Raw genomic sequence first — 24,086 nt, 5'->3', positions numbered from 1 at the left:
GCTTTCGCGGGGATGACGCCGTGGATGCTGGCAGGTGTCATCCTGCCGAACGACACTTCGGCCAAGATATGACCTCCTCCTCTTCTGCCCCCGTTAGCAAAGCCTATCTAGACCTTGTCGCGCGTGGTGCGCTGACGAGCGATCCGGCGCAGCTGGAGGCCACGGCGCATTTCGATCGCGTGCTGCACGACATCGTCGTCGCCAAGCCCAAGAGTTTCCTGGGTCTCCGGGCCAAGCCCAAAGCCGTGCGTGGGCTCTATCTGGTGGGCGAGGTGGGGCGTGGCAAAACCATGCTCATGGACCTGTTCTTCGCCGCCCTGCCGACGCGCCATAAGCGCCGTGTGCATTTCCACGAATTCATGGACGAAGTGCATGCCGGCATTTCCGCCTTCCGCAAGGCGGCGCGCGGCAAGAACGAGGATGCCGATCCGGTGGAGGCGGTCACCAAGCCCATCCTGAAGTCCGGCCTGCGCGTCCTTTGTCTGGATGAGTTTCACGTTCACGACATCACCAATGCCATGCTGCTCGACCGGTTGTTCGAAAAGCTCTTTGCCGGCGGCGTCACGCTGATCGCCACTTCGAATGTCGTGCCCGATCAGCTCTACAAGGACGGCCTCAACCGCCAGCTCTTCCTGCCGTTCATCGCGCGGCTCAAGGAAGAGACCGAGGTCGTCGAACTGCTCTCAGAGCAGGACTATCGCCGGCTGAAATTCGCAGGCCAACAGGTCTACGCCTTCGGCAGCGACACGCGCGCGACGATGGACAGGCTCTGGCTGCGCATCACCGGCGGTGAACCCGGCCATCCCGGAACTATTGAGAGCATCGGCCGACAGATTCCGGTGCCGCTGCAGTCCATGGGTGCGGCGCGTTTCAACTTCTCCGACCTCTGCGAAAAGCCGCTCGGCACGCGCGACTTCGTCCGCATCGCGCACCATTTCGATTCGCTCGTCATCGACGGCATTCCGCAGATGGACCGCACCAAGTCCGACGCCGCCAAGCGCTTCATCCTTCTCATCGACAGCCTCTATGACCGCGGCGTAAAACTCGCCGCCAGTTTCGAAGTCCCCCTCGAACAGCTCGGCCGGGACGACAAGACCGCCTTCGAATTCCAGCGCACCATTTCGCGCCTCAACGAGATGCAGTCCGAAGAATACCTCGCAAAGGGGCTGCGCGATGCCGCGCCGGCGGAGGAGGGGGCTTAGTACCAGATCGATATGCCCACCGTGAGGCCGGCTGCTCCGCCGAGCAGGGCTCCGACGAGGGCGCCTGCCGGATTGCAATTGCTGCCCAATACGCCGCCGACGAGGCTGCCGAGCACGAGACCCATCAGCATGGTGATCGCCTTGGGCATCGTGAATTCATCGCGCGCCGACTTGAACTGTTTCATCACGGGCTCGGGCTTTTCCTTGGGCAAAGCGTCCTCCTGGACGTGGCTATCGCTCCCCTAGATGGGTGTTGTTGCCCATTTGGCATACCCCCATCGCCCATCGGCAAGGCGATTTGCGCCATTACGACGAAGGGTTCACTTGCCCCCCTTGCCCGGTAGGGTTAAGACGTGCGCCAAATCAACGCAGTCCGGGATGAAGACTTATGGCGCGTAAGAAGATCGCACTCATTGGCTCGGGTCAGATTGGCGGTACTCTCGCCCTTCTCGCAGCCCAGAAGGAGCTTGGCGACGTCGTTTTGTTCGACGTGGTTGACGGTGTTCCGCAGGGCAAGGCCCTCGACATCTCCCAGTCCGCTCCCAGCCAGGGTTTTGACGCGGTCATCAAGGGCACGTCCGAATACAAGGACATCGAAGGCGCTGACGTCGTGATCGTCACCGCCGGCGTGCCGCGCAAGCCCGGCATGAGCCGCGATGACCTCCTCGAAATCAACCTCAAGGTGATGGAACAGGTCGGCGCCGGCATTGCCAAGTACGCTCCGAACGCCTTCGTCATCTGCATCACCAACCCGCTCGACGCGATGGTCTGGGCCCTGCAGAAGTTCTCGGGCCTGCCGACCAACAAGGTCATCGGCATGGCTGGCGTTCTCGATAGCTCGCGCTTCGTGCACTTCATCGCCGACGAACTCGGCGTGTCGGTCGAAGACATCAATGCCTTCGTGCTTGGTGGCCACGGCGACACCATGGTGCCGCTCGCTCGCTACTCGACCGTTGCCGGCATTCCGCTGACCGACATCGTCAAGATGGGCTGGATCACCAAGGAACGTCTCGACGAAATCATCCAGCGCACCCGTGATGGCGGCGCCGAGATCGTTTCGCTCCTCAAGACCGGTTCGGCCTTCTACGCTCCGGCCGCTTCCGCCATTGCCATGGCCGAAAGCTACCTCAAGGACAAGAAGCGCATCCTGCCGTCCGCTGCGTTCCTTTCCGGCCAATATGGCGTCAAGGACACCTATGTCGGCGTTCCCGTGCTGATCGGCGCCGGTGGCGCGGAAAAGGTCATCGAGATCTCGCTCAACTCGGCCGAGCAAAAGGCCTTCGACAAGTCCGTGGAGGCCGTTGAGGGCCTGATCGCGGCGTGTAAGAAAATCGCGCCAAAGCTGGCGTAAGACCAAGAAAAGCCGCTGGCAACCCCAGCGGCTTCTCCCTTTTCCGGTCTCTGGAATTGGCCGGATCATCTCTGCCCACCCAAGGGGAATTCAATGAACATCCATGAACATCAGGCCAAGGCGCTGCTGAAGGAATATGGCGCGCCCGTTGCTGCCGGCGTCGCCATTTTCTCGGCTGACGAGGCTGAAGCTGCAGCCAAGTCGCTGCCCGGCCCGCTCTATGTGGTCAAGAGCCAGATCCATGCCGGCGGTCGCGGCAAGGGCAAGTTCAAGGAACTCGGTCCCGATGCCAAGGGCGGCGTGCGTCTCGCCAAGTCCGTCGAGGACGTGGTCAAGAACGCCAAGGAAATGTTGGGCAACACGCTCGTGACCAAGCAGACCGGCGATGCCGGCAAGCAGGTCAACCGCCTCTATATCGAAGACGGCGCCGACATCGCCCGCGAACTCTACTGCTCGCTGCTGGTCGATCGCGCGACGTCCAAAGTGTCCTTCGTCGTTTCGACCGAAGGCGGCATGGACATCGAGGCTGTTGCTCACGACACGCCTGAAAAGATCATCACCGTCGGCATCGACCCGGTCGCCGGCGTCACCGCTGCCGACATCGCCAAGATCAACGGCGCGCTGAAGCTCGACGGCACGGCCGCCGTGGATGGCGAACACCTGTTCCCGATCCTCTACAAGGCCTTCACCGAGAAGGACATGAGCCTCCTCGAAGTGAACCCGCTGATCGTCATGGAAAACGGTCGTCTGCGCGTTCTCGATGCCAAGGTCTCGTTCGACAACAACGCCTCCTTCCGTCACGAAGAGCTCAAGCCCCTTCGCGATCTCTCGGAAGAAGACGCCAAGGAAATCGAAGCCTCCAAGTATGACCTCGCCTACGTTGCCCTCGACGGCAATATCGGCTGCATGGTCAATGGTGCGGGCCTTGCCATGTCCACCATGGACATCATCAAGCTCTACGGCGCCGAGCCGGCAAACTTCCTCGACGTTGGTGGCGGTGCCTCCAAGGAGAAGGTGACCGCGGCCTTCAAGATCATCACTGCCGATCCGGCCGTGAAGGGCATCCTGGTCAACATCTTCGGCGGCATCATGCGCTGCGACGTCATCGCCGAAGGCGTGATCGCTGCGGTCAAGGAAGTCGGTCTGAAGGTTCCGCTGGTGGTTCGCCTCGAAGGCACCAACGTCAAGGAAGGCAAAGCCATCCTCGACAATTCGGGCCTCGACGTGATTTCCGCCGATGACCTGGACGATGCTGCGCAGAAGATCGTCGCCGCCGTCGCCAAAGCCGCCTAAGCGCACTGCAGAAGAGAAAAACCAATGTCTATTCTCGTCAACAAAGACACCAAGGTTCTCGTGCAGGGCCTTACCGGCAAGACCGGTACCTTCCACACCGAACAGGCTCTGAATTACTACGGCACCAAGATGGTTGGTGGCGTGAACCCCAAGAAGGCCGGTGAAACCTGGACTTCCGGTCTCGATGGCTCGGCCTCGCTGCCGGTGTTCGCTTCGGTTGCCGAAGGCCGCGAAAAGACCGGCGCCAATGCCTCGGTCATCTATGTTCCGCCTCCGGGTGCCGCTGCCGCCATCGAAGAAGCGATCGACGCTGAGATTCCGCTCATCGTCTGCATCACCGAAGGCGTGCCGGTCATGGACATGGTCCGCGTCAAGGCAAAGCTCGAAAAGAGCAAGTCGCGCCTCATCGGGCCGAACTGCCCCGGCGTCCTGACCCCGGAAGAATGCAAGATCGGCATCATGCCGGGCTCGATCTTCTCCAAGGGTTCGGTGGGTATTGTTTCGCGTTCGGGCACGCTTACTTATGAAGCAGTGTTCCAGACCACCAATGAAGGCCTCGGCCAGACCACGGCTGTCGGCATCGGCGGCGACCCGGTCAAGGGCACCGAATTCATTGATATGCTCGAAATGTTCCTCGCTGACGAAGCCACCAAGTCGATCATCATGATCGGCGAAATCGGCGGCTCGGCTGAAGAAGAAGCCGCGCAGTTCCTGATCGACGAAGCCAAGCGCGGCCGCAAGAAGCCGATGGCTGGTTTCATCGCCGGCCGTACTGCTCCCGCTGGCCGCACCATGGGCCATGCTGGCGCCGTAATTTCGGGCGGTAAGGGTGGCGCGGAAGAAAAGATCGCGGCCATGGAAGCTGCCGGGATTCGCGTCTCGTCGTCGCCGGCCCGTATCGGCAAGACGCTGGCGGAAGTGCTGAAAGGCTGAGAGCCGGCCGAAGGCAAAATCGCTCCGGTGGAGCGATTTTAGGCGAGCAGGCCATGAGAGCTACGCTCGAATGGCGGGCCTGGACCTGAGGCATCCCGTGTCGGCGTTTCCGGCACGGGGTTCGAGCAAAGAAGGGTGGGGAAATCCTCGCCTTTCATCGGCCAGGCCAATGGCGGCCTGGGGTGAGGCCTCCGAGAAATCGGGGCCTTTGCCGTAGGGGTCACGCGGTGCATGCGACCAATGTCGGTCGCGCTTCAGTCACGGTTCGGTGTTAAGCCTGCCGGTGGACGAGAAAAATTGTAGTGTGAGCCGCGGCGCCTCCCACGGGCGCCGCAAGTCTTAACAAGATACAAAGGAAAAGCGGTCAATATTCCCCCACTTTGGGCGGCCGCATTTAGAGCCGGCTCTCCGCCGGTTTGTTGAGAAGGATGGCAGGACGCAAGGTCCTGCACAAAAAGCGATGACACGACAGGAAAAGAACGACACGTTCTTGCTGACCTCGTTCCTCTACGGGGGGAACGCCGACTACATCGAACAACTCTATTCCCGCTATAAGACGGACCCTGCAAGCGTCGATGCGACGTGGTCCAGCTTCTTCTCCCGGCTTGATGACAGCGATGGCATCGCCGAGAAGAACGCTGCTGGTCCAAGCTGGGGCCGCAAGGACTGGCCACAGTCCGCGAGCGGCGATCTGGTTTCCGCGCTGGACGGAAACTGGGGCGAGGTGGCGATCAAGGCGGAAAAGGCTACCGCCAAGAAGGCTGCTGCCGAAGGCAAGCCCGCTCCGACCGCCGGCGATGTGTTGCAGGCAACGCGCGACTCGATCCGCGCCATCATGATGATCCGCGCCTATCGCATGCGCGGGCATCTGCATGCCGATCTCGACCCGCTCAAGCTCAAGGCCGATGAGCCGGCGCCGGAACTCGATCCGCGCAGCTACGGCTTCACCGATGCCGACAACAGCCGCAAGATTTTCATCGATAACTATCTCGGGCTCGAATACGCCACCATTCCCGAGATGCTGGCGATCCTGCAGCGCACCTATTGCGGTACGCTCGGCATCGAATTCATGCACATCTCCGATCCTGACGCCAAGCAGTGGATTCAGGAACGCATCGAAGGTCCGGACAAGGAAATCACCTTCTCGCCCGAGGGCAAGAAGGCGATCCTCAACAAGCTGATCGAGGCCGAAGGCTTCGAGAAGTTCCTGGACGTCAAGTATACCGGCACCAAGCGCTTCGGCCTTGATGGCAGCGAGGCCGCCATTCCGGCGCTCGAACAGATCATCAAGCGCGGCGGGGCTCTGGGCATCAAGGACATCGTCCTCGGCATGGCCCACCGTGGCCGCCTCAACGTCCTGACCCAGGTGCTGCAGAAGCCGCACCGTGCCCTCTTCCACGAATTCAAGGGCGGCGCTTTCTACCCCGACGACGTCGAGGGTTCGGGCGACGTGAAGTACCACCTTGGTGCGTCTTCCGACCGCGTGTTCGATGGCAACAATGTCCACCTGTCGCTGACCGCCAACCCCTCGCACCTCGAGATCGTCGATCCCGTCGTGCTCGGCAAGTCGCGCGCCAAGCAGGACCAGCACATCTCCCCCGATGGCAAGCTCGTCAACATCGCCACCGATGGCAAGCCGGACCGCTCCATGGTTCTGCCGCTGCTGATCCATGGCGATGCGGCCTTTGCCGGCCAGGGCGTCATTGCCGAATGTCTGGGTCTGTCGGGCCTCAAGGGCCATCGCACCGGCGGTTCGATCCATCTGGTCATCAACAACCAGATCGGCTTCACCACCTCGCCGATGTATTCGCGCTCTTCGCCCTATCCGACCGATGTGGCCAAGATGATCGAAGCCCCGGTTCTGCACGTCAACGGTGACGACCCGGAAGCCGTGGTCTTTGCCGCCAAGGTCGCGGTCGAATATCGCCAGAAGTTCGGCAAGCCTGTCGTCATCGACATGTTCTGCTACCGCCGCTTCGGCCACAACGAAGGCGACGAACCGAGCTTCACCCAGCCGCTCATGTACTCCAAGATCCGGAGCCACAAGACGACGCTGGAGCTCTATTCGGACAAGCTGGTTGCCGAAGGCGTGCTCTCGGCCGACGACGTCGAAAAGCTCAAGGCCGCATGGCGCGCCAAGCTCGAGACCGAATTTGAAGCCGGCCAGGACTACCGCCCGAACAAGGCCGACTGGCTCGATGGCGCCTGGAAGAATTTCAAGCCTGCCCAGGACGACGGCGCTCGCCGCGGTGAAACCGGTGTCGACCTCGACAAGCTGATCCAGATCGGTACCAACCTCACCAAGGTGCCGGCCGACCTCAACGTGCACCGCACGGTCAAGCGCTTCCTCGACAATCGCCTCGGCGCGATCGAGTCGGGCGAAGGCATCGACTGGGCGACCGCCGAAGCCCTCGCCTTTGGTACGCTCGTAACCGAAGGCCACCCGGTGCGTCTCTCCGGTCAGGATTGCGAACGCGGCACGTTCAGCCAGCGCCACTCGGTGCTGAATGATCAGCAGGTCGACAACAAGAGCTATACCCCGCTCAACAATCTCGACCCGGAAAACCAGGCTCGCTACGAAGTCATCAACTCGATGCTTTCGGAAGAAGCGGTGCTCGGCTTCGAATATGGCTACTCGCTCTCCGAGCCGCGCGCGCTGACCCTGTGGGAAGCCCAGTTCGGCGACTTCGTGAACGGTGCGCAGGTCGTCATCGACCAGTTCATCTCCTCGGGCGAACGCAAGTGGTTCCGCATGTCGGGCCTCGTGATGCTTCTGCCGCATGGCTATGAAGGGCAGGGCCCGGAGCACTCCTCCGCACGCCCCGAGCGTTTCCTGCAGCTTTGCGCCGAAGACAATATGCAGGTTGCCAACTGCACGACCCCGGCCAACTACTTCCACATCCTGCGTCGCCAGCTGAAGCGTGACTTCCGCAAGCCGCTGATCCTGATGACCCCCAAGAGCCTGTTGCGCCACAAGCGCGCCGTCTCGGGTCTCGTGGAACTGGGTCCGGATAGCGTCTTCCACCGTCTCCTCTGGGACGATGCCGAGGCTCCTGGCCTCCCGAAGACTACGATCAAGCTCGCTTCGGACGACAAGATCCGTCGCGTCGTGCTCTGCACCGGCAAGGTCTATTACGATCTGCTCGAAGATCGCGAGAAGAAGGGCATCGACGATGTCTATCTGCTCCGCGTCGAACAGCTCTATCCGTTCCCGGCCAAGGCGCTTCTCGACGAACTCAGCCGCTTCCCGAATGCGGAAGTGGTCTGGTGCCAGGAAGAGCCGAAGAACATGGGTGCATGGGCCTTCATCCAGCCCTATGTTGAATGGGTTTTTGACCAGATGGGCCGCGAATATCAGCGCGTCCGTTATGTCGGCCGTCCGGCCGCTGCCTCGCCGGCGACTGGCCTGATGCGTACGCATCTGGCTCAGCTCCAGGCATTCCTCGACGAAGCCTTCGCCAAGTAAGCGCAAGATAAAAGGATCAAACAATGTCGACAGAAATCCGTGTGCCGACGCTGGGCGAAAGCGTTACCGAAGCAACCATCGGCCAGTGGTTCAAGAAGGTTGGCGATACCGTCAACGCCGATGAACCCCTGGTTGAGCTTGAAACCGACAAGGTGACCATCGAAGTGCCGGCCCCGGCCTCCGGTGTGCTCGAAGCCATCGCTGCCAATCCCGGTGACACCGTGGACGTGGGCGCGCTGCTCGGTGCCATCGCCGCCGGCGCTGGTGCCGCTGCCTCGGCTCCCGCTGCTGCGCCGACTCCCGCCAAGGCCGAAGTGCCCGCCGCCAACGCTGCCGGCCCCGAGCCGATCCAGGCGACCGACCGCGCTCCGGCCCCATCGGCCCAGAAGCTGATCGCTGAAAAGGGTCTTGAAGCCGGTGGTATCGCTGGTTCCGGCAAGTCCGGCCAGGTGCTCAAGGAAGACGTGCTGGCGGCTCTCGCTCGTCCGGCCGCTCCGGCTCCCGCCGCTGCCCCGGCACCGGTTGCCGCCGCTCCCGCTGCCAAGCCGGCCGCTCCGCGTGCCCCGACCGCTGCAGGCGATGCCGAGCGCGAAGAACGCGTCAAGATGACCCGTCTGCGCCAGACCATCGCTCGCCGCCTCAAGGACGCGCAGAACACCGCTGCCATGCTCACCACTTTCAACGAAGTGGACATGAAGCCGGTCATGGACCTGCGCAATTCCTACAAGGACCTGTTCGAGAAGAAGCACGGCGTGAAGCTGGGCTTCATGGGCTTCTTCACCAAGGCCGTCGTTCACGCCCTCAAGGAAATCCCGGCCGTCAACGCCGAGATCGATGGCGATGACCTGATCTACAAGCAGTACGCTCACATTGGCGTCGCCGTTGGTACCGACAAGGGCCTCGTGGTCCCGGTCGTGCGCAATGCCGACCAGATGAGCATTGCCGAGATCGAAAAGGAAATCGGCAACCTCGGCAAGAAGGCCCGCGACGGTCAGCTGTCGATGGCCGACATGCAGGGCGGCACCTTCACCATCTCGAATGGTGGTGTCTATGGTTCGCTGATGTCGACCCCGATCCTCAACGCACCGCAGTCGGGCATCCTCGGCATGCACAAGATCCAGGAGCGTCCGGTCGTCGTCGGCGGCCAGATCGTCATCCGCCCGATGATGTATCTCGCGCTCTCCTACGATCACCGCATCGTCGACGGCAAGGAAGCCGTCACCTTCCTCGTCCGCGTCAAGGAAAGCCTCGAGGCGCCCGAGCGTCTGGTCCTCGATCTCTAAGACCTCTGTCTTCGACAAAATTCATGAAAAGGCCCGCTTCGGCGGGCCTTTTTACATGAGCTAACCAAAGCGTGTTGTGGGTCATGCTCGACGTTAACAGTCTGTTAGCGCATACACCCCCTAAGCATAGCGCTGTCGTATCATTGTCATACCCACCGGAGATGTGGTTTTGCGTTCCTGTTTGGCCCTGGTCGTTTCCCTCTTGAGCCTGGTTATCCCCGCTCACGCCCAGGACGACTCCGCCGCCAATAGCCAGCTCATCGGCGAACTCATGGCCTTCCACGGCTCGCAGGCCATTGTCGATGTGATGACCACGCATTGCTACGAAACCACAGGCCTCGACGGGGCTTACAAGACGGCCGCAGAGAACTGGTATCTCCGCAATATCGGCTTTCTCGATCTCGCCGACCGCGTGATCATTAGCCTCGGCGGCGCTGCCGAGGGCCAGCAGCAGGCGGCTGAAACCTATGGCGGCTCGCAGATCATGACCGCCTATAACCAGGCCGGCGACAAGAACAGCTTTTGCCGGGCATTCTTGGAACAGGTCGATTCCGGCGCGCTCGACATCGACCAGCAATTGCCTGCGCCGCTGAAGCGCGCCCAGGAAATCGCCTCGTCCTAATCCATCTTGCTTTGGCCAATGGCTTCCCTAAACTCTTCTGAGAGCGGGGAGATTGGGCATGCGCTGGCTAGCGGTTTTCGCGACTTTGTTGGGTTCGTCTGCAGTAATGGCAGCCCCCGATTGTCCTTTCGAACAGGCATCCTATTCGCAGGAAGATGGCTGGACGTTGCAGTTCCAGCCAGTGCCGCGCGATGCGCCGGCCAACCAGACGGCGTCATTTATCCTCGGTCTCAAATCGGGTGATACACTCACCGGCGCGATCATGTGGCCCAATGGCTATTCGACCCCGCTCTGGAGCGTCGAGGGGCCGTGTGAGCCGGGCGGCAGCAAGATGTGCCGGTTCACCGAGGAGGAGAACAATACGGCCTATGTGCTGACCGACAGCGGCATAGAGATGATGCCGCAGGAGATGGATGGAGCGCCGCCTCGGCAGGTGCTTTTGCCGCGGCTCGCATCATCGCTCTGGTACTCATTCTACCGCGAAAGCGAGTTCGACGGCGAACCGGGTGATATCTTCAGCTTTTCTGGCTGTGCAACCTGATCCGGAAGTCGGGGATTGCCGTAGCAGACTGTAGGTCATCAGGAAATTTTGCATGAGTATCGAACTTACCCTGCTTATCTGGAGTGCTGTGCTCGCGGGTGCCTATCTCTTTGTTCAATCAACGATTTATCGGCTCGACTATGGCGTCGTTCACGCCGGGACGCCGCGTGACGACGAGCGCGAGCCCAATAAATGGACCAGTCGCGGCAATCGCGCCCTGCGCAATTTCCTAGAGACCTATGCCGTCTTCATCGCCCTCGCGGTGGCGACGGAACTCTCGGGCCGTTCCGATGCGCTGACCCAATGGGGCGCGCAGATCTGGTTCTGGGCGCGCTGGGCCTATCTGCCGGCCTACTTCATCGACGTGACCTTTCTGCGCTCCAGCATCTGGTTCGTCTCGGCCATTGGTCTCTTCCTGCTCTTTGTCGGCGTCGCCTTCTAGGCGGACCGGACCTGCGGTGTGCCCGCCGGGGCAGGGGGCCTTGCCGGGCGCCGCATTGCCGCCCGGCAGCCAGTGGTGTAACGCTTGCCGCGCTTAACCTCGCGGTGCGATCATGGATTTCCCCTGGCTCGAATTTGCAGGCCTCATGCTGGCCTTCGGCATCAATGCGGTCATTCCCGGCGCCGATTTCGCCATGGTGCTGCGCCAATCGGTGGTGCACAACCGCCGCGCTGCGCTCTTCACTTCCGCGGGGATCGCGACCTCGATCCTCGTCCACGGCACTTACACGCTGCTCGGTGTCGGCGTGATCGTTGGGCAGTCGCTGCTTTTGTTCAATATTTTGAAGTGGTTGGGTGCTGCCTATCTCGTCTGGCTGGCCATCGCCGCCCTGCGCAGTCCGCCGCCGCAGTCGCCGACCGAGATGGACGCCGCTGGCGCGCGCCGTGGTGACATGGCCGCCTTCGCGCTGGGCTTCCTGACCAATCTTCTCAATCCAAAGGCCGTGCTCTTCTTCCTCGCGCTCTTTACCTCGCTCGTCTCCATTCACACACCGGGCGAAATAAAAGTTATCTACGTGGGCAGCATGAGCCTTATGCTTTTTGCCTGGTTCGCATTGGTGTCGGTTTTCTTTACGACCCCTTCGGTGAGACAGGGCTTTTTCCGAGTCGGCCGGTGGTTTAATCGGGTGACCGGCATTACATTCCTGGCGTTGGCCGTTCGCGTCGCGCTGGCACAGCAGCGCTAAACTTTTCTGAGGCTTTGAAGATCATGGCAGACCAATTCGACCTAGTAGTTATCGGCTCCGGCCCCGGCGGCTATGTGGGCGCCATCCGCGCCGCGCAGCTCGGGCTCAAGGTTGCCGTGGTCGAGAAGTGGCCGACCCTGGGCGGCACCTGCCTCAATATCGGCTGCATCCCCTCCAAGGCGCTGTTGCATGCGTCCGAGCTGTTCGAAGAAGCCGGTCACACCTTCAAGACGCTCGGCATCGACATTCCGGCACCGGTTCTGAACCTGCCGCAGATGATGAACCACAAGGCTGACGTGGTCGCTTCCAACGTCGGCGGCGTCGATTACCTGTTCAAGAAGAACAAGATCACCGTCTTCCGCGGCATCGGTTCCATCCCGGCCGCCGGCAAGGTGCTGGTGACGCCGCAGTCTGGTCCGCAGACTGAAATCCTGACCAAGAACATCGTCATCGCCACCGGTTCGGTTTCGACCAACCTGCCGGGCATCGAGATCGACGAGAAGACCGTTGTCACGTCGACGGGCGCGCTGACGCTCGACAAGGTGCCGGCTCGCCTGCTGGTTATCGGCGCCGGCGTGATCGGGCTTGAGCTTGGTTCGGTCTGGGCGCGCCTTGGTGCACAGGTCACCGTCGTCGAATATCTCGACCGTATCCTGCCGGGCATGGACAGCGAAGTGGCCCGCCAGTTCCAGCGCATGCTGCAGAAGCAGGGCATGGAGTTCAAGCTGTCGAGCAAGGTCGCCGGCATCGACAAGCAGGAAGATGGCTCGCTCAAGGTGCGTGTCGAACCTGCCAAGGGTGGCGAAGTCGAGCTGCTCGACGCCGATGTGGCGCTGGTCGCCATCGGCCGCAAGCCGTTCACAGAAGGCCTGGGTCTTGAACTGGCCGGTGTGGCGCTCGACGAGCGCGGCCGCGTGCATGTCGACGGCCACTACAAGACCTCGGTCGACGGCATCTATGCCATCGGCGACGTGATCGCCGGCCCAATGTTGGCGCACAAGGCTGAGGACGAAGGCATTGCGGTTGCTGAGATCCTGGCTGGCCAGGCTGGCCATGTGAACTACGCCGCCATTCCGTCGGTCGTTTACACCAATCCGGAAGTCGCGACGGTCGGCAAGACCGAGGACGAACTGAAGGCTGCCGGCGTCAACTACAAGATCGGCAAGTTCCCCTTCACCGCCAATGGCCGCGCCAAGGCAATGCTGGCCACCCAGGGTTTTGTGAAGATCCTCGCAGACGTGGAAACCGACCGCGTGCTCGGCGCGCACATCGTGGGCAAGAATGCCGGCGAGATGATCCACGAGTTGGTGACGCTGATGGAATTCTCCGGCGCTGCCGAAGATCTGGCACGCACCACCCATGCCCACCCGACGCTGTCGGAAGCCGTGCGCGAAGCCGCGCTCGCGCTGGGTGATGGTGCGATCCACATCTAACTGCGCCACTCACGCACCCACTGCGTCATTCCCGCGAAAGCGGGAATCTCTGGTTGGGGAGGGAGATTCCCGCTTTCGCGGGAATGACGCAGTGCCAGTTGAACCGAAGAAGGCGCCGCCAACCGCGGCGCCTTCTTCGTCTCGCAAGATTCATCATACAACATACAACGAATTGTATGTTGACTTGTTACTTGTACTTCCATACCAGTTTTAGCCATGGCGCTGGCTCATGCAAGAGGTGGCGTCCAGTGGTCGGCTAAGCTGGCCAAGCATGCGCGGTTCGTGGAGGAGCCGCCATGTTGGATTTTGGGAGGACACCAATGTTTCATCTGCCAAAGATGGCGGCTGTGGCCGTCATCGCGACTTCGCTTATGGTTTCGGCTGCCAGCGCCCAGACGGTGCTGCGCTCTTCCGACACGCACCCCGATGGCTATCCGACCGTCGAAGCGGTCAAGAAGTTCGGCGAACTGCTGAGCGCGAAGACCGACGGCCGCTATTCGGTGGAAGTGTTCCATTCGGCCCAGCTCGGCCAGGAAGCCGACACTATCGAACAGACCCAGTTCGGCGTGATCGACCTCAACCGCATATCGATCGGCGCATTCGGCACGCAGGTGCCGCAGGCGACTGTTACCCAGCTGCCCTACATCTTCCGCTCGGCTGACCACTTCCACAATGTGCTCGATGGCCCGATCGGCGAAGAAATCCTCGCTGCCTTCGACGCCGTGGATGTCGTCGCTCTCGCCTTCTACGATGGCGGTGCCCGCTCGTTCTACAACAGCGAAAAGCCGATCACGTCGCCGGCTGACATGGCGGGCCTGAAATTCCGCGTCATGCAGTCGGACATTTTTGTCGACATGGTGGGTGCCCTCGGCGCCAATGCCACGCCCATGCCCTACGGCGAAGTCTATTCGGCCATTCAGACCGGCGTTATCGAAGGCGCTGAAAACAACTATCCGAGCTATGACACGGCCGGTCATGCTGAGGTCGCCAAGTTCTACTCGCTCGACGAGCACCTGATGGTGCCGGAAGTCCTGGTGATCTCGAAGATCGTCTGGGACGGTCTGACACCTGAAGATCAGGCTCTCTTCCGCGAAGCCGCCAAGGAATCCGTTGCCGCTCAGCGCGAACTCTGGGTCGCGAAGGAAGTGGAATCCAAGGCCAAGGTGGAAGCGCTCGGCGCCACGATTAACGAAGTCGACAAGGCGCCGTTCATCGAGGCCATGAAGCCGGTCTACGAAAAGTATGTCACCGATCCCGCCCTGCAGGATCTCGTGGCCCGCATCCAGGCCACTGAAGGCTGATTTGAGCCGGGCCGGTCTTCGGACCGGCCCGCGCCGCTTGGGAGTTCATGCTCATGAAAGATCGGCTTTTGAAGATCAGCACCGCCTTGCGGGCGCTGTCCAATGGCTCGCTCTGGATCGCCGGTATCGGCCTTGTCGCCATGACGGTGATCGTCGCCTATCAGGTCTATATGCGCTTCATCGTCAATGCGTCGCCGCCCTGGACCGAAGCCTCGTCGATCATGATCATGAGCTGGTTCATTTTCCTCGGCGCCGCCGTCGGCGTGCGGGAAAATTTCCACATGGGCTTTGACGTGCTGCTCTATTTCCTGCCGTCCGCGGCCAAGCCGTGGCTTCGCGCCGTCACCGACATTGCCATCTTCGCCTTTGCCGCCGGCATGGTGTTTTACGGCGGCGAACTGGCCCTGCGCGGCTGGAGTGTGCGCATCCCGGTTCTCGGCCTGCCGCAGACCTTCACCTATCTTCCGATCGTTATTTCGGGCGTCCTCATGTGCCTGTTCTCGCTCGAGCGCCTCCTGTTGCGCGCGGCTGGCGAGAATGTGGACGACGTCGAAGCCGATGCCACGATGACGGCGGACTGAGGACAACATGGAATACTGGATTCTTTTCGGCGTCTTCACGGCGCTCATGCTGGTGGGTACCCCCATCGCCTTCTGCCTCGGCATTGCGAGCTTCGCGACCGTCGTCTATCTCGGACGCCCGGCCATCGTGGTGTTCCAGCAGCTCAATTCCGGCGTCGCGGCCTTCACGCTGATGGCCATTCCCTTCTTCATCTTTGCCGGTGACCTGATGATGCGCGGGGGGATTGCCGCCCGCATCATTCAGTTTGCCGGCTCGATCATCGGCCATGTGCGTGGCGGGCTCGGGCAGGTCAACGTGGCCGCTTCGACGCTGTTTGGCGGCATTTCCGGCTCGGCCGTGGCCGAGGCTGCGGCTGTCGGCGGCATCATGATCCCGCAGATGAAGGCGCGTGGCTATGGCGCTGACTATGCCGTCAATGTGACCTCGATGGCGGCGCTGATCGCGCTGCTGCTGCCGCCCAGCCACAACATGATCATCTATTCGCTCTCGGGCGGCGGGCGCATTTCCATCGCCGATCTTTTTACCGCCGGCATCATTCCGGGCCTGCTGCTGGCCCTGGTGTTGATGATCACCGCCTATATCGTGGCGGTGAAGCGCGGCTACCCCACCGAGCCCTTCCCCGGCTTTGCCAAGGCATTCCAGTATTTCCTGATTTCCATTCCCGGCCTGATGCTGATCGTCATCATCTTTGGCGGCGTGCGCTCGGGGATTTTTACGGCAACGGAAAGCTCCTGTATCGCTGTGCTCTATGCCTTGTTGGTGACACTGCTTGTCTACCGGTCCATGGGCTGGCGCGAGTTCGTGCACTGCGTGACCGGTGCCGTGCGCACCACGGCCATGGTGCTTTTCATCATCGGCGCGGCCGCCTCGTTTGGTTGGCTCATGGCCTATATGAAGGTTGCGCCGATCCTGACCGAGGCGATTTCGCAGCTGACGAGCGACCCACTGATGGTGTTGTTGCTGATCAATGTGCTGCTGCTATTGCTCGGTACCTTCATGGACATGGGGCCGCTAATCGTCATCACCACGCCCATCTTCTTGCCCATGGTCACGGCCTTCGGCGTCGACCCAGTGCATTTTGGGGTGATCATGATCCTCAATCTCGGCATTGGTCTCAACACGCCGCCTTTAGGGCCCGTGCAGTTCGTCGCCGCTGCGGTGGGCAAGATCACGGTGTGGGAAGCCATGAAGAGCATCTGGCCCTTCTATCTGGCGGGTCTCATCGTGCTCGGCCTTGTCACCTACATTCCGGCGCTTTCGCTCTGGTTGCCGAGCCTCTTCCGGTAGAACACCATGTCTCTGATCGAAATCTCCCCGCCGCCCAGAAAACCCAAACTCGCCGAAATGGTCGTCGATGCGCTGCGCAAGCGCATCGGGGCCGGCGAGTTCGGGCCGGGCGAGAAACTGCCGACGGAAAGCCAGCTGACCGTGCATTTCGGCGTCAGCCGGACGGTGGTGCGCGAGGCGATTGCGGCCCTTGCCGCTGACGGCACCGTGCAGCCGCGGCAGGGTGCAGGGGTGTTCGTGATGGCCAATGCGGCCAGCGCCTTCACCTCCATCGGGGGAGAGACATCCAACAAGATTTCCGTGGCGCTCAATGTGCTCGAAGTGCGCATGGGGATCGAGATCGAGTCTGCGGGTCTCGCGGCGCTGCGGCGCAGCGCCAGCCAGGATGCGGCCATTCATGAAGCCTGGAATGAATTCGGGCGTTTGCTGAAGCAGGGCAATCCCACGGGCAAGACGGACTTCGCCTTCCATCGCGCCGTCGCTGCGGCGACCAACAATCCGTTCTACATCGAAGTGCTGGATGCGCTGGGGAGCCGGACCATTCCCTGCGACGTGGCCTCGCCCTGGGGCACGGAAAGCGTGCTCACCTACGATTATCAGGCGGGCCTGCACGAGGAGCACAAGCGGATCATGCTCGCCATCTCGGCGCAGAACGCCGATGGCGCGCGCGAGGCCATGCGCGAGCACCTGTCGCGCAGCCAGGATCGCTATCGTGCCCGTCTCGCCGAGCAGAGCGACGAACACTGAATACCAACTCCTATATTTGCCGGAGAAACCATGAGCACCGAATTCGATATCCGTTTTGCCATTGATCCTGCTGGGGCTGCCGGCATGGGCACGGCGGAGCTGCGCGAGAATTTTCTGATCGACGATCTCTTTGCCGATGGCGCGGTGCGCTGGACTTACACCCATTATGACCGCATGGCGGTTGGCGGCGCGGTGCCGACTTCGGGCGAGCTGGCGCTTGAGACGATCAAGCCGACGGGCACGGCGAATTTCCTTGATCGTCGCGAACTGATCGCGGTCAATATCGGCGAGGCGGGTACCATCACCATTGATGGGACCCCCCACGCGGTCGGTCCTCGCGACATGCTTTATGTCGGTATGGGGTCGAAGGATGTGCGCTTTGGCGGCGCCGGCGCAAAGTACTATCTCCTCAGTGCTCCAGCCCATGCCTCACATCCGACGACGCTTCTGCAGCAATCTGGTGCAAAGCGGCTCGATATGGGCAGTGCCGAAACAGCGAACGAACGCTCGATCTTTCAGTACACGAACAGCCTCAAGAGCTGTCAGCTGGTGGTTGGCCTGACCCAGTTTGCGCCAGGTTCGGTCTGGAACACCATGCCCGCCCACGTTCATGACCGACGCATGGAGGCCTACCTCTATTTCGACCTCAAGCCCGACGCTTTTGTCGTGCACTTGATGGGTGAACCGGACGAAACGCGGCACATGATCGTGCGCAACGAGCAGGCAATTCTGTCGCCGCCGTGGTCGATTCATTGTGGTGCAGGGACTGGCGCCTATACCTTCATCTGGGCAATGGCCGGGGACAACATCGACTATACGGACGCCGAAAAAGTGCCGATGGAAGAGTTGCGCTGATGAATCCCAGCGCATTCAGCCTTTCGGGCAAGACCGTCATGGTCACCGGCGCCAATACCGGCATCGGGCAGGGCATTGCCCTGTCCGTTGGCCGGGCAGGCGGGCGGGTGATCGGGGTCGGTCGCTCGTCCATGGAAGAAACGGCTTCGCTGATGGCGGGGCAGGGCGCGGACTTTGCCGAGGTGCGGGCCGATCTTGGCTCGACCAAGGAAGCGCAGGCCATGTTCGATGGGGCGTGGGACCAGCATGGTCCGATCGATGGTCTCGTCAACAATGCCGGGATCATCAAGCGGGTTGATGCAGTCGATTTCACCGAGGCCGATTGGGACCAGGTGATGGACATCAATCTCAAGACGATGTTCTTCCTCGCCCAGTCGCTGGGCCGCAGGGCCATTGGGGCTAATCGGCCGGCGCGGATCGTCAACATTGCCTCGATGCTGAGCTTTCAAGGCGGCATTCGCGTCGCGAGCTATACGGCGTCCAAGAGCGGTGTGCTCGGCATTACGCGGCTCCTGGCCAATGAATGGGCGGCCAAGGGTATCAATGTGAATGCCGTGGCGCCGGGCTATATCGAAACCAACAATACCGAGGCGCTGCGCAACGATCCTGATCGTTCGGCTTCCATTCTCGGGCGCATTCCGGCGGGACGCTGGGGCGTGCCGTCTGACATTGGCGATGCGGCGGTGTTCCTGCTGGCGCCTGCTTCCAACTACATGCACGGCGCCGTTATCCCCGTTGATGGCGGCTGGCTCGCAAGGTGATTTCATGACTGAACAGAAGTTTTTCGCCCAACCCAACGAAACCGAATGGACGGAGCTGGCGCCGGGCAATACGCGCCGGGTGCTGATCTACACGCCAGAGGTGATGCAGGTCGAGTTCGGCTTCGACAAGGGCGCTGTCGGAGCGCTCCATAGCCATCCGCACATCCAGGTGAGCTATGTCGCCGAGGGCAGTTTTGAGGTGACCATTGACGGCAAGACGCAGGTCGTGGGGCAGGGCGGTAGCTTTATCGTGCCATCGGGTCTCGTCCATGGCGTCGTGGCGCTGGAGAAGGGCCGTTTGGTCGACGTGTTCACGCCGCACCGGGCGGATTTCCTCTAGCCCAACTCCTCCAGCATCGCCGCATAGGCTTCATCGTGCCGGCCGGCCCAGTTGGGTTTGCCGGGTTCGGTGAGACGGCCGCGCCGGGGCGGGATGAAGCTGTAGATGCCGCGGATGGGTTCTTCGCGCCATTGCAGATTGAAGGCAGCAAACTTGGGGAAGAATTCCATATCGGAATAGGGCAAGTGATCGTGTACCCACCAGGCTATGGCTTCCCAGTCGCCGGTTCGCTCATAGTAGGGGATGAAGCGGTTGACGATCACGCAGGCGGTGGCGCCCATTCGACCCTTGGCGTCGTGGCGGTCCCAGATGTGGCCGGCGAAGTTGCTGTCATTGCTGCCGCAATTGAGCTTGTTGATATTGCCGAAGCGGTTGACCTCGGGCGAGCGATAGGACGAGCGGACCGAGAGGCGGCCGAACTTTTCCTGCAGCGGTTCGAGCAGTTCTTCGCAGAGGCGCTTGCCGGCGGCGATGGCGAGATCGGGGTCATCGGGCAGGTTTTGGAAGCCGTTGATGACCGCGATTTCCGAATACAAAAAGTCGCGCATGAAGAAGTTTTCGGAGAGGCGGACGCGGCCGAAGGCTTCGAGGGCGCGGACGGTTTTCGGCTGGCGCATGGGACAAATCCTTCTCAGGTCTGGACGGCCAGTGGTGCTTCTGTAACGTGGCGGCGACAACCCGGTTTCGACCAGCCGCCAGGATTCTGCATGCTCACCATGATGTTCTATGTCGCGATCACAGCCGACGCGATGTCGGCGGCCCTCGCCGCGGGGCGACGCAACATGGACTGGTTCGGCGTCTGCCTCATCGCCTGCATTACGGCGCTGGGCGGAGGCACGGCGCGCGATCTGTTTCTGGACCACTACCCGCTTTATTGGGTGCAAAATCCATACATTCTGGTGCTGTGCTGCGGTGCGGCTCTTCTCACTATCGCCATTGCGCCATTGGTGCACCGGCTGCGCTGGCCCTTCCTGCTGCTCGACGCGCTGGGTCTGGTGGTCTTCACCATCATCGGCTGCAATATCGCCATGGAGACGCAGGCGCATCCGATTATCGTCATCGTAGCCGGCATGGTGACGGGGATCGTGGGCGGTATCATGCGTGACGTCTTGTGCCAGGACGTACCGCTCGTCTTTCATGGCGAACTCTATGCGACCGTCTCGATCGTGACGGGCATTGTCTACTATCTCGGCATCACCGCCGGGCTGCATCCGGATCTGGTCTTGCTCGTGGCGCTGGGCGTCGGCCTGCCGCTGCGCGTGCTGTCCATCATGTTCAAATGGGAAATGCCGAAATTCGTCTTCGATCGGGAGATGCGGAAATGAGGCCGGTACGGATCGTGTTGTCGCGTCGGGCAGGTTTCGACCTGCAGGCTATTTCAAAGGCGATCAATGGATTGCCGGCGCATTCTGTTGCGCGGCCTGGGCCTTGGGGCAATCCCTTCAGCATCGATGCTGTGGCCGAGGAAACCGGACTCGACCGAGTGGCCGCGCAGGTCGAGGCGGTCGCGCGGCACGGCCGGTGGATGCGGGGCGAGATCGAGGCCGATCGGCCGCGACCGTCGCTTGAAAAGATACGCGCCGAACTTGCGGGCAAGAACCTTGCCTGCTGGTGTCGCGAGGGAACGCCTTGCCATGTGGAAACCCTCATAAAGCTGGCGAACGACTAGGGTTCTCCTGCACAAAATGTGCTAGTACCGATCTACCATACAAGAATGGAGTTTCGACTTGCGACAGACCTGGCGGTGGTTCGGCCCCAAGGACCTTTGCAGCATCGATGATATTACGCAGGTCGGTGCCGTCGGCGTCGTGAGTGCGCTGCATCATGTGCCCAATGGCGTCGTCTGGACGCCGGAGGAGATCGCCAAGCGCTACAAGGAAATCGCCACACGCAAGGACGGCACGCCGTCGGGCTTGACCTGGGATGTGGTGGAGAGCCTGCCGGTCAGCGAGGACATCAAGAAGCAGAAGGGCAATTGGCGCGAGCACATTGCCAATTACAAGATTTCCATGCGCAACCTCGCCGAGAGCGGCATGGAAGTGATCTGCTACAATTTCATGCCGGTGCTGGACTGGACGCGCACCGATCTGCGCTGGACCGTGCCCAATGGCGGTTCGTGCATGCGCTTCGATGTCAATGATTTCGCGGCTTTCGATATCTATATCCTAAAACGTCCGGGCGCGGCTGCGGACTACACCAATGCCATTGCCGATGAAGCTGGGCGTCGTGTCGCCGCGATGAGCGAGGACGAGAAGAAGACGCTCGGCCGCAATGTGACCATGGGCCTGCCCGGCTCGACGGAGTCCATGTCGCTAGAGGATGTCCAGGCGCATCTCGACGAATATGGCGCTATCAGCCGCGACCAATTGCAGAAGCACTTTGTGCAGTTCCTCGAGGAGGTGGTGCCGGAAGCGGAAAAGCTGGGCCTGCGCCTCTGCTGCCACCCGGATGACCCGCCGTTTGCACTGCTTGGTCTACCGCGCGTCATGTCGACCGAGGCGGACTACAAGTTCATCCTCGATGCCGTGGATAGCCCCAGCAACGGCATGACGCTGTGCTCGGGTTCGTTGGGTGCGCGGCCGGACAATGATCTGCCGGGCATGATGGAACGCTTTCGGGCCAAAGGTGCACTTCTTGCACCTGCGCAATGTGAAGCGCGACAATGACGACATTGTCGGCTCGTTCTACGAGGCCGAACATCTGGCGGGGGATACCGACATGGTGGCATTGATCGCTGCCATCATCCGCGAGGAGCGCCGCCGCAAGGCGGAGGGCCGCAAGGATTGGGTCATTCCCATGCGTCCCGACCATGGCCAGGACATTCTCGACGATCTAGGGCGCCGGGCGCAACCGGGTTACCCCACGATTGGTCGCATGAAGGGGCTGGCCGAACTGCGCGGTGTAATGACGGCGCTGGAGCATGGAAAGGTCGGATTGTAACGATCTGGTTCACGGCTCGTGAACAGGCCACCGCCCACACTCCCGGGACGATTCGGGGAAGGGCGTGTGGGATGGGTGTTCGTGCAGCGATGCAGCGGGCAGTGGCCTCGTTGAGGTCAGTGGAAGCCAGCAAGGTCGGGCCAGTCGCAAGGATCGATCCCATGCGTGTTCTGGTCGTCAATGACGACCAGAATGTCCTTGATGTGGCGGAACGCTTGTTGATTGGGGATGGCTACGTGCCGATCCTGACAGGCACGCCCCAGTCGGCCCTGCAGATCGCCCGGTCGATGCGGCCGGGCGCCATTTTCCTCGATGTGCTGATGCCGGGTTTTGATGGCTGGGACCTGCTCGCAGCGCTGAAGTCTGATCCCGAGACCAGCGGCATTCCCGTGTTGATGATCTGCATGCTGGGCGAGCGCCGCAAGGCGCTCGACGCCGGGGCGGAAGGCGTGATCGCCAAGCCGCTCGATGCTCAAAGGGTGCGGGCCGCAATGGCCCGCATTGGCTGATATCAGTCTTCGAGCAGGTAGCCGCCGGCCCTGCTGGGCAGGATGTCCTTGCCCACGATTTTGGCAACGGCTGAACCGGCAACGGCGAATTTTGCAGAAGCGCGGGAGAGGATGAAGCCGCTGGTGCCGGCGCGAATGGGCGTGCGGGCGACGAAGGCTTCGGGGCCGTCCATGGCGATGAGGTCGGCAACAACATCGCCGGCCTGCACTTCCTGACCCAGTTCGACGCGATAGGCGAGGAGGCCGGGTTTTGAAGTGCGTAGCACTTCGGTGGCCTCGAACGGGGTGGGGCCGGGGACCGGCGTGACGGGCTTCGAGGCCGGCAGGTCGATCAGGCCGCGACCAGCGAAGAAATCGAAGAGACCTTGGGCATCGAGTTTGCCGAAGGCGTCATGGGTGTCGGCTTGGCCGCGATATTCGAGCGTGGCGGCTTCGCAGGCCATGGGAATGGCGGCACCGGGATTGGCGCGCTGCGCCTTGCGGAAAAGGTTGGGCAGGACTTCGTCGAAGGAGCCGCCGCCGCTGTCTTCGGCGGTCAGCGTTGCTGCGACGCCCATGCGATCCGCCAGATCCTGCAGGCCCGGCATCAGGTCGGGCGAGGTGAAGATGTGCATCAGGCTCTCGTCGTCGCAATGGAGGTCGAGGACGATGTCGGCGTCATGCGCGGACTTCAGGATGTGAAGGCGCAGCTTCTGTCCGGAGGTGACCGGGCTTTGCGCGTCGATCCAGGCGCCGACGGCGGCGCGGATCGTGGCGACGTTGGCCTTGGGGTCGGTGCCGAGCTTGCCGCCGACGCTTTCGGCGATGATGGGGTAGAGGTCGGGCCAGCGGCGGTTGAAGTTGACGCCGGTTTCGAGGTCGTAGCGGCCGATATGGCGGCGCAGCACGCGGGTGGCGAGACCCAGCGGATTGACCGAGGGGAAGAGCACGAAGCGGGCGCGCAGTTTCCCGGCGGCATCGGCATCGCGCAGCATGGGCAACAGATGATGGATGGCCATGGTGCCTGGCTGCTCGTCGGCGTGGAGCGCGGCCTGCAGGTGCACCTTGGTTTCGGCGGCTTCCGGGCCGATCGTGTACCAATAGACGCGCGTTGTGTGGCCGGGGGCGTCGCCGGGGAGGTCGAGGTGGTGCTGGGTAAAGGTCATTGGCTGCTACTTCAGGCGAGACGGGCGAGCTTGTCGGCCATGGTCTGCGGTTTGTCGGTGCGGGTCGAGAAATGCATAGTGCAGAAAATGCGCTCGACGCCAAGTTCGTGGAGGCGCTGGCAGCAGGCTTCGACGGCAGAGCTCACGTCGCTCATTTCACCTTCGATATTGGTGCCATTGGCGTGCATTTCATGGCTTAGACCGGTGCCTGCGAGGATGTCGCGGACTTCCCTGATATAGGCGGAGACCGATGGCCCCACGCCCATGGGGACGATGCAGAGGTCGGGCGATGATCTTCATGGTCGCTC

The 24,086-nt window shown here is 61.7% G+C and carries 25 protein-coding genes and 1 pseudogene; 22 read left to right on the top strand and 4 right to left on the bottom strand.

The genetic code is table 11. The features are described 5' to 3' along the window. Positions 1 to 68 precede the first annotated feature (68 nt). Positions 69 to 1,202, top strand: coding sequence for a cell division protein ZapE (zapE, locus tag NVV77_RS15440; protein WP_295414797.1), 1,134 nt, complete (start codon positions 69 to 71; stop codon positions 1,200 to 1,202). On the opposite strand, the gene NVV77_RS15435 is transcribed toward zapE, so the two are convergent. Continuing rightward, a complete protein-coding gene (locus NVV77_RS15435; RefSeq protein WP_295414795.1) occupies positions 1,199 to 1,414 on the bottom strand; it encodes a hypothetical protein in 216 nt (71 codons plus the stop codon). The two genes, zapE and NVV77_RS15435, sit on opposite strands and share 4 nt — an antisense overlap. A gap of 176 nt (positions 1,415 to 1,590) precedes the next feature. Between NVV77_RS15435 and mdh the strand changes: the two genes are divergently transcribed. The 17 genes from mdh (at position 1,591) to NVV77_RS15350 (ending at position 19,184) form a co-directional block, all read left to right on the top strand. After that, positions 1,591 to 2,553 (top strand): malate dehydrogenase, encoded by a 963-nt coding sequence (gene mdh, locus NVV77_RS15430; RefSeq protein WP_295414793.1) that lies wholly within the window; start codon positions 1,591 to 1,593, stop codon positions 2,551 to 2,553. A 93-nt stretch (positions 2,554 to 2,646) separates the two neighbouring features. After that, positions 2,647 to 3,846 (top strand): ADP-forming succinate--CoA ligase subunit beta, encoded by a 1,200-nt coding sequence (gene sucC / locus NVV77_RS15425; protein ID WP_295414791.1) that lies wholly within the window; start codon positions 2,647 to 2,649, stop codon positions 3,844 to 3,846. 24 nt (positions 3,847 to 3,870) lie between these two features. Further along, positions 3,871 to 4,779 carry a succinate--CoA ligase subunit alpha gene (gene sucD, locus NVV77_RS15420; protein WP_295414789.1) on the top strand — a complete coding sequence of 303 codons (909 nt, stop codon included), beginning with the start codon at positions 3,871 to 3,873 and terminating at the stop codon, positions 4,777 to 4,779. 460 nt (positions 4,780 to 5,239) lie between these two features. Continuing rightward, positions 5,240 to 8,245, top strand: coding sequence for a 2-oxoglutarate dehydrogenase E1 component (locus NVV77_RS15415; RefSeq protein ID WP_295414787.1), 3,006 nt, complete (start codon positions 5,240 to 5,242; stop codon positions 8,243 to 8,245). 23 nt (positions 8,246 to 8,268) lie between these two features. Then, positions 8,269 to 9,528 (top strand): 2-oxoglutarate dehydrogenase complex dihydrolipoyllysine-residue succinyltransferase, encoded by a 1,260-nt coding sequence (odhB, locus tag NVV77_RS15410; RefSeq protein ID WP_295414785.1) that lies wholly within the window; start codon positions 8,269 to 8,271, stop codon positions 9,526 to 9,528. A gap of 169 nt (positions 9,529 to 9,697) precedes the next feature. Continuing rightward, positions 9,698 to 10,150 carry a hypothetical protein gene (locus NVV77_RS15405; protein WP_295414783.1) on the top strand — a complete coding sequence of 151 codons (453 nt, stop codon included), beginning with the start codon at positions 9,698 to 9,700 and terminating at the stop codon, positions 10,148 to 10,150. 58 nt (positions 10,151 to 10,208) lie between these two features. After that, complete coding sequence (locus NVV77_RS15400) at positions 10,209 to 10,691, top strand: hypothetical protein (RefSeq protein WP_295414782.1); 483 nt, start codon at positions 10,209 to 10,211, stop codon at positions 10,689 to 10,691. Between the two features lie 52 nt (positions 10,692 to 10,743). Beyond that, positions 10,744 to 11,133 (top strand): MAPEG family protein, encoded by a 390-nt coding sequence (locus tag NVV77_RS15395; RefSeq protein ID WP_295414780.1) that lies wholly within the window; start codon positions 10,744 to 10,746, stop codon positions 11,131 to 11,133. A gap of 112 nt (positions 11,134 to 11,245) precedes the next feature. After that, entirely contained in the window at positions 11,246 to 11,878 is a 633-nt protein-coding gene (locus NVV77_RS15390) for a LysE family transporter (RefSeq protein WP_295414778.1), read from the top strand. A gap of 23 nt (positions 11,879 to 11,901) precedes the next feature. After that, on the top strand, positions 11,902 to 13,311 hold the full coding sequence (gene lpdA / locus NVV77_RS15385) for a dihydrolipoyl dehydrogenase (RefSeq protein WP_295414776.1): 1,410 nt from the start codon (positions 11,902 to 11,904) through the stop codon (positions 13,309 to 13,311). A 320-nt stretch (positions 13,312 to 13,631) separates the two neighbouring features. After that, on the top strand, positions 13,632 to 14,612 hold the full coding sequence (locus tag NVV77_RS15380; protein WP_295414774.1) for a TRAP transporter substrate-binding protein: 981 nt from the start codon (positions 13,632 to 13,634) through the stop codon (positions 14,610 to 14,612). A gap of 53 nt (positions 14,613 to 14,665) precedes the next feature. Next, entirely contained in the window at positions 14,666 to 15,193 is a 528-nt protein-coding gene (locus tag NVV77_RS15375) for a TRAP transporter small permease (protein WP_295414772.1), read from the top strand. 7 nt (positions 15,194 to 15,200) lie between these two features. After that, a complete protein-coding gene (locus NVV77_RS15370; RefSeq protein WP_295414770.1) occupies positions 15,201 to 16,481 on the top strand; it encodes a TRAP transporter large permease in 1,281 nt (426 codons plus the stop codon). 6 nt (positions 16,482 to 16,487) lie between these two features. Then, positions 16,488 to 17,228 (top strand): FadR/GntR family transcriptional regulator, encoded by a 741-nt coding sequence (locus tag NVV77_RS15365; protein WP_295414768.1) that lies wholly within the window; start codon positions 16,488 to 16,490, stop codon positions 17,226 to 17,228. Positions 17,229 to 17,258: 30 nt separating this feature from the next. After that, a complete protein-coding gene (gene kduI, locus NVV77_RS15360; RefSeq protein WP_295414766.1) occupies positions 17,259 to 18,083 on the top strand; it encodes a 5-dehydro-4-deoxy-D-glucuronate isomerase in 825 nt (274 codons plus the stop codon). Continuing rightward, on the top strand, positions 18,080 to 18,844 hold the full coding sequence (kduD, locus tag NVV77_RS15355) for a 2-dehydro-3-deoxy-D-gluconate 5-dehydrogenase KduD (protein WP_295416151.1): 765 nt from the start codon (positions 18,080 to 18,082) through the stop codon (positions 18,842 to 18,844). The genes kduI and kduD overlap by 4 nt, the downstream gene beginning before the upstream one ends. A 4-nt stretch (positions 18,845 to 18,848) precedes the next feature. After that, positions 18,849 to 19,184 (top strand): cupin domain-containing protein, encoded by a 336-nt coding sequence (locus NVV77_RS15350; RefSeq protein ID WP_295414765.1) that lies wholly within the window; start codon positions 18,849 to 18,851, stop codon positions 19,182 to 19,184. Here NVV77_RS15350 and NVV77_RS15345 read toward each other — a convergent pair. Continuing rightward, on the bottom strand, positions 19,181 to 19,801 hold the full coding sequence (locus NVV77_RS15345; RefSeq protein WP_295414763.1) for a hypothetical protein: 621 nt from the start codon (positions 19,799 to 19,801) through the stop codon (positions 19,181 to 19,183). The two genes, NVV77_RS15350 and NVV77_RS15345, sit on opposite strands and share 4 nt — an antisense overlap. 90 nt (positions 19,802 to 19,891) lie before the next feature. On the opposite strand from NVV77_RS15345, the gene NVV77_RS15340 reads away from it, so the two are divergent. From NVV77_RS15340 to NVV77_RS15325, 4 genes and pseudogenes are all read left to right on the top strand, one after another. Further along, positions 19,892 to 20,509 (top strand): trimeric intracellular cation channel family protein, encoded by a 618-nt coding sequence (locus tag NVV77_RS15340; protein WP_295414761.1) that lies wholly within the window; start codon positions 19,892 to 19,894, stop codon positions 20,507 to 20,509. Then, on the top strand, positions 20,506 to 20,853 hold the full coding sequence (locus NVV77_RS15335; protein ID WP_295414759.1) for a DUF4326 domain-containing protein: 348 nt from the start codon (positions 20,506 to 20,508) through the stop codon (positions 20,851 to 20,853). The genes NVV77_RS15340 and NVV77_RS15335 overlap by 4 nt, the downstream gene beginning before the upstream one ends. Before the next feature lie 58 nt (positions 20,854 to 20,911). Next, positions 20,912 to 22,124, top strand: a pseudogene (uxuA, locus tag NVV77_RS15330) (mannonate dehydratase). 161 nt (positions 22,125 to 22,285) lie between these two features. Further along, positions 22,286 to 22,633: a response regulator gene (locus tag NVV77_RS15325; RefSeq protein WP_295414757.1), complete on the top strand. Its 348-nt coding sequence runs from the start codon at positions 22,286 to 22,288 to the stop codon at positions 22,631 to 22,633. A 2-nt stretch (positions 22,634 to 22,635) separates the two neighbouring features. Here NVV77_RS15325 and NVV77_RS15320 read toward each other — a convergent pair whose 3' ends face one another. After that, complete coding sequence (locus NVV77_RS15320) at positions 22,636 to 23,778, bottom strand: succinylglutamate desuccinylase/aspartoacylase family protein (RefSeq protein ID WP_295414755.1); 1,143 nt, start codon at positions 23,776 to 23,778, stop codon at positions 22,636 to 22,638. Positions 23,779 to 23,789: 11 nt separating this feature from the next. Next, positions 23,790 to 24,053, bottom strand: coding sequence for an MTH1187 family thiamine-binding protein (locus NVV77_RS15315; RefSeq protein ID WP_295416148.1), 264 nt, complete (start codon positions 24,051 to 24,053; stop codon positions 23,790 to 23,792). Positions 24,054 to 24,086 lie beyond the last annotated feature (33 nt).

It is taken from the genome of Devosia sp. (genome assembly GCF_024707125.1).
Lineage (GTDB): Bacteria > Pseudomonadota > Alphaproteobacteria > Rhizobiales > Devosiaceae > Devosia.
The sequence above is the reverse complement of the archived record's forward strand: the minus strand, read 5'-3'. Positions and strand labels throughout refer to the sequence as shown.

Coding starts and splice junctions, on each gene's coding strand:
- NVV77_RS15335 (WP_295414759.1), top strand. CDS start 20,506: ATGAGGCCGGTACGGATCGTGTTGTCGCGTCGGGCAGGTTTCGACCTG.
- NVV77_RS15350 (WP_295414765.1), top strand. CDS start 18,849: ATGACTGAACAGAAGTTTTTCGCCCAACCCAACGAAACCGAATGGACG.
- NVV77_RS15375 (WP_295414772.1), top strand. CDS start 14,666: ATGAAAGATCGGCTTTTGAAGATCAGCACCGCCTTGCGGGCGCTGTCC.
- NVV77_RS15390 (WP_295414778.1), top strand. CDS start 11,246: ATGGATTTCCCCTGGCTCGAATTTGCAGGCCTCATGCTGGCCTTCGGC.
- NVV77_RS15370 (WP_295414770.1), top strand. CDS start 15,201: ATGGAATACTGGATTCTTTTCGGCGTCTTCACGGCGCTCATGCTGGTG.
- zapE (WP_295414797.1), top strand. CDS start 69: ATGACCTCCTCCTCTTCTGCCCCCGTTAGCAAAGCCTATCTAGACCTT.
- lpdA (WP_295414776.1), top strand. CDS start 11,902: ATGGCAGACCAATTCGACCTAGTAGTTATCGGCTCCGGCCCCGGCGGC.
- NVV77_RS15395 (WP_295414780.1), top strand. CDS start 10,744: ATGAGTATCGAACTTACCCTGCTTATCTGGAGTGCTGTGCTCGCGGGT.
- sucD (WP_295414789.1), top strand. CDS start 3,871: ATGTCTATTCTCGTCAACAAAGACACCAAGGTTCTCGTGCAGGGCCTT.
- NVV77_RS15340 (WP_295414761.1), top strand. CDS start 19,892: ATGCTCACCATGATGTTCTATGTCGCGATCACAGCCGACGCGATGTCG.
- NVV77_RS15325 (WP_295414757.1), top strand. CDS start 22,286: ATGCGTGTTCTGGTCGTCAATGACGACCAGAATGTCCTTGATGTGGCG.
- odhB (WP_295414785.1), top strand. CDS start 8,269: ATGTCGACAGAAATCCGTGTGCCGACGCTGGGCGAAAGCGTTACCGAA.
- NVV77_RS15400 (WP_295414782.1), top strand. CDS start 10,209: ATGCGCTGGCTAGCGGTTTTCGCGACTTTGTTGGGTTCGTCTGCAGTA.
- NVV77_RS15345 (WP_295414763.1), bottom strand. CDS start 19,801: ATGCGCCAGCCGAAAACCGTCCGCGCCCTCGAAGCCTTCGGCCGCGTC.
- sucC (WP_295414791.1), top strand. CDS start 2,647: ATGAACATCCATGAACATCAGGCCAAGGCGCTGCTGAAGGAATATGGC.
- NVV77_RS15320 (WP_295414755.1), bottom strand. CDS start 23,778: ATGACCTTTACCCAGCACCACCTCGACCTCCCCGGCGACGCCCCCGGC.
- mdh (WP_295414793.1), top strand. CDS start 1,591: ATGGCGCGTAAGAAGATCGCACTCATTGGCTCGGGTCAGATTGGCGGT.
- NVV77_RS15365 (WP_295414768.1), top strand. CDS start 16,488: ATGTCTCTGATCGAAATCTCCCCGCCGCCCAGAAAACCCAAACTCGCC.
- NVV77_RS15380 (WP_295414774.1), top strand. CDS start 13,632: ATGTTTCATCTGCCAAAGATGGCGGCTGTGGCCGTCATCGCGACTTCG.
- kduI (WP_295414766.1), top strand. CDS start 17,259: ATGAGCACCGAATTCGATATCCGTTTTGCCATTGATCCTGCTGGGGCT.
- NVV77_RS15415 (WP_295414787.1), top strand. CDS start 5,240: ATGACACGACAGGAAAAGAACGACACGTTCTTGCTGACCTCGTTCCTC.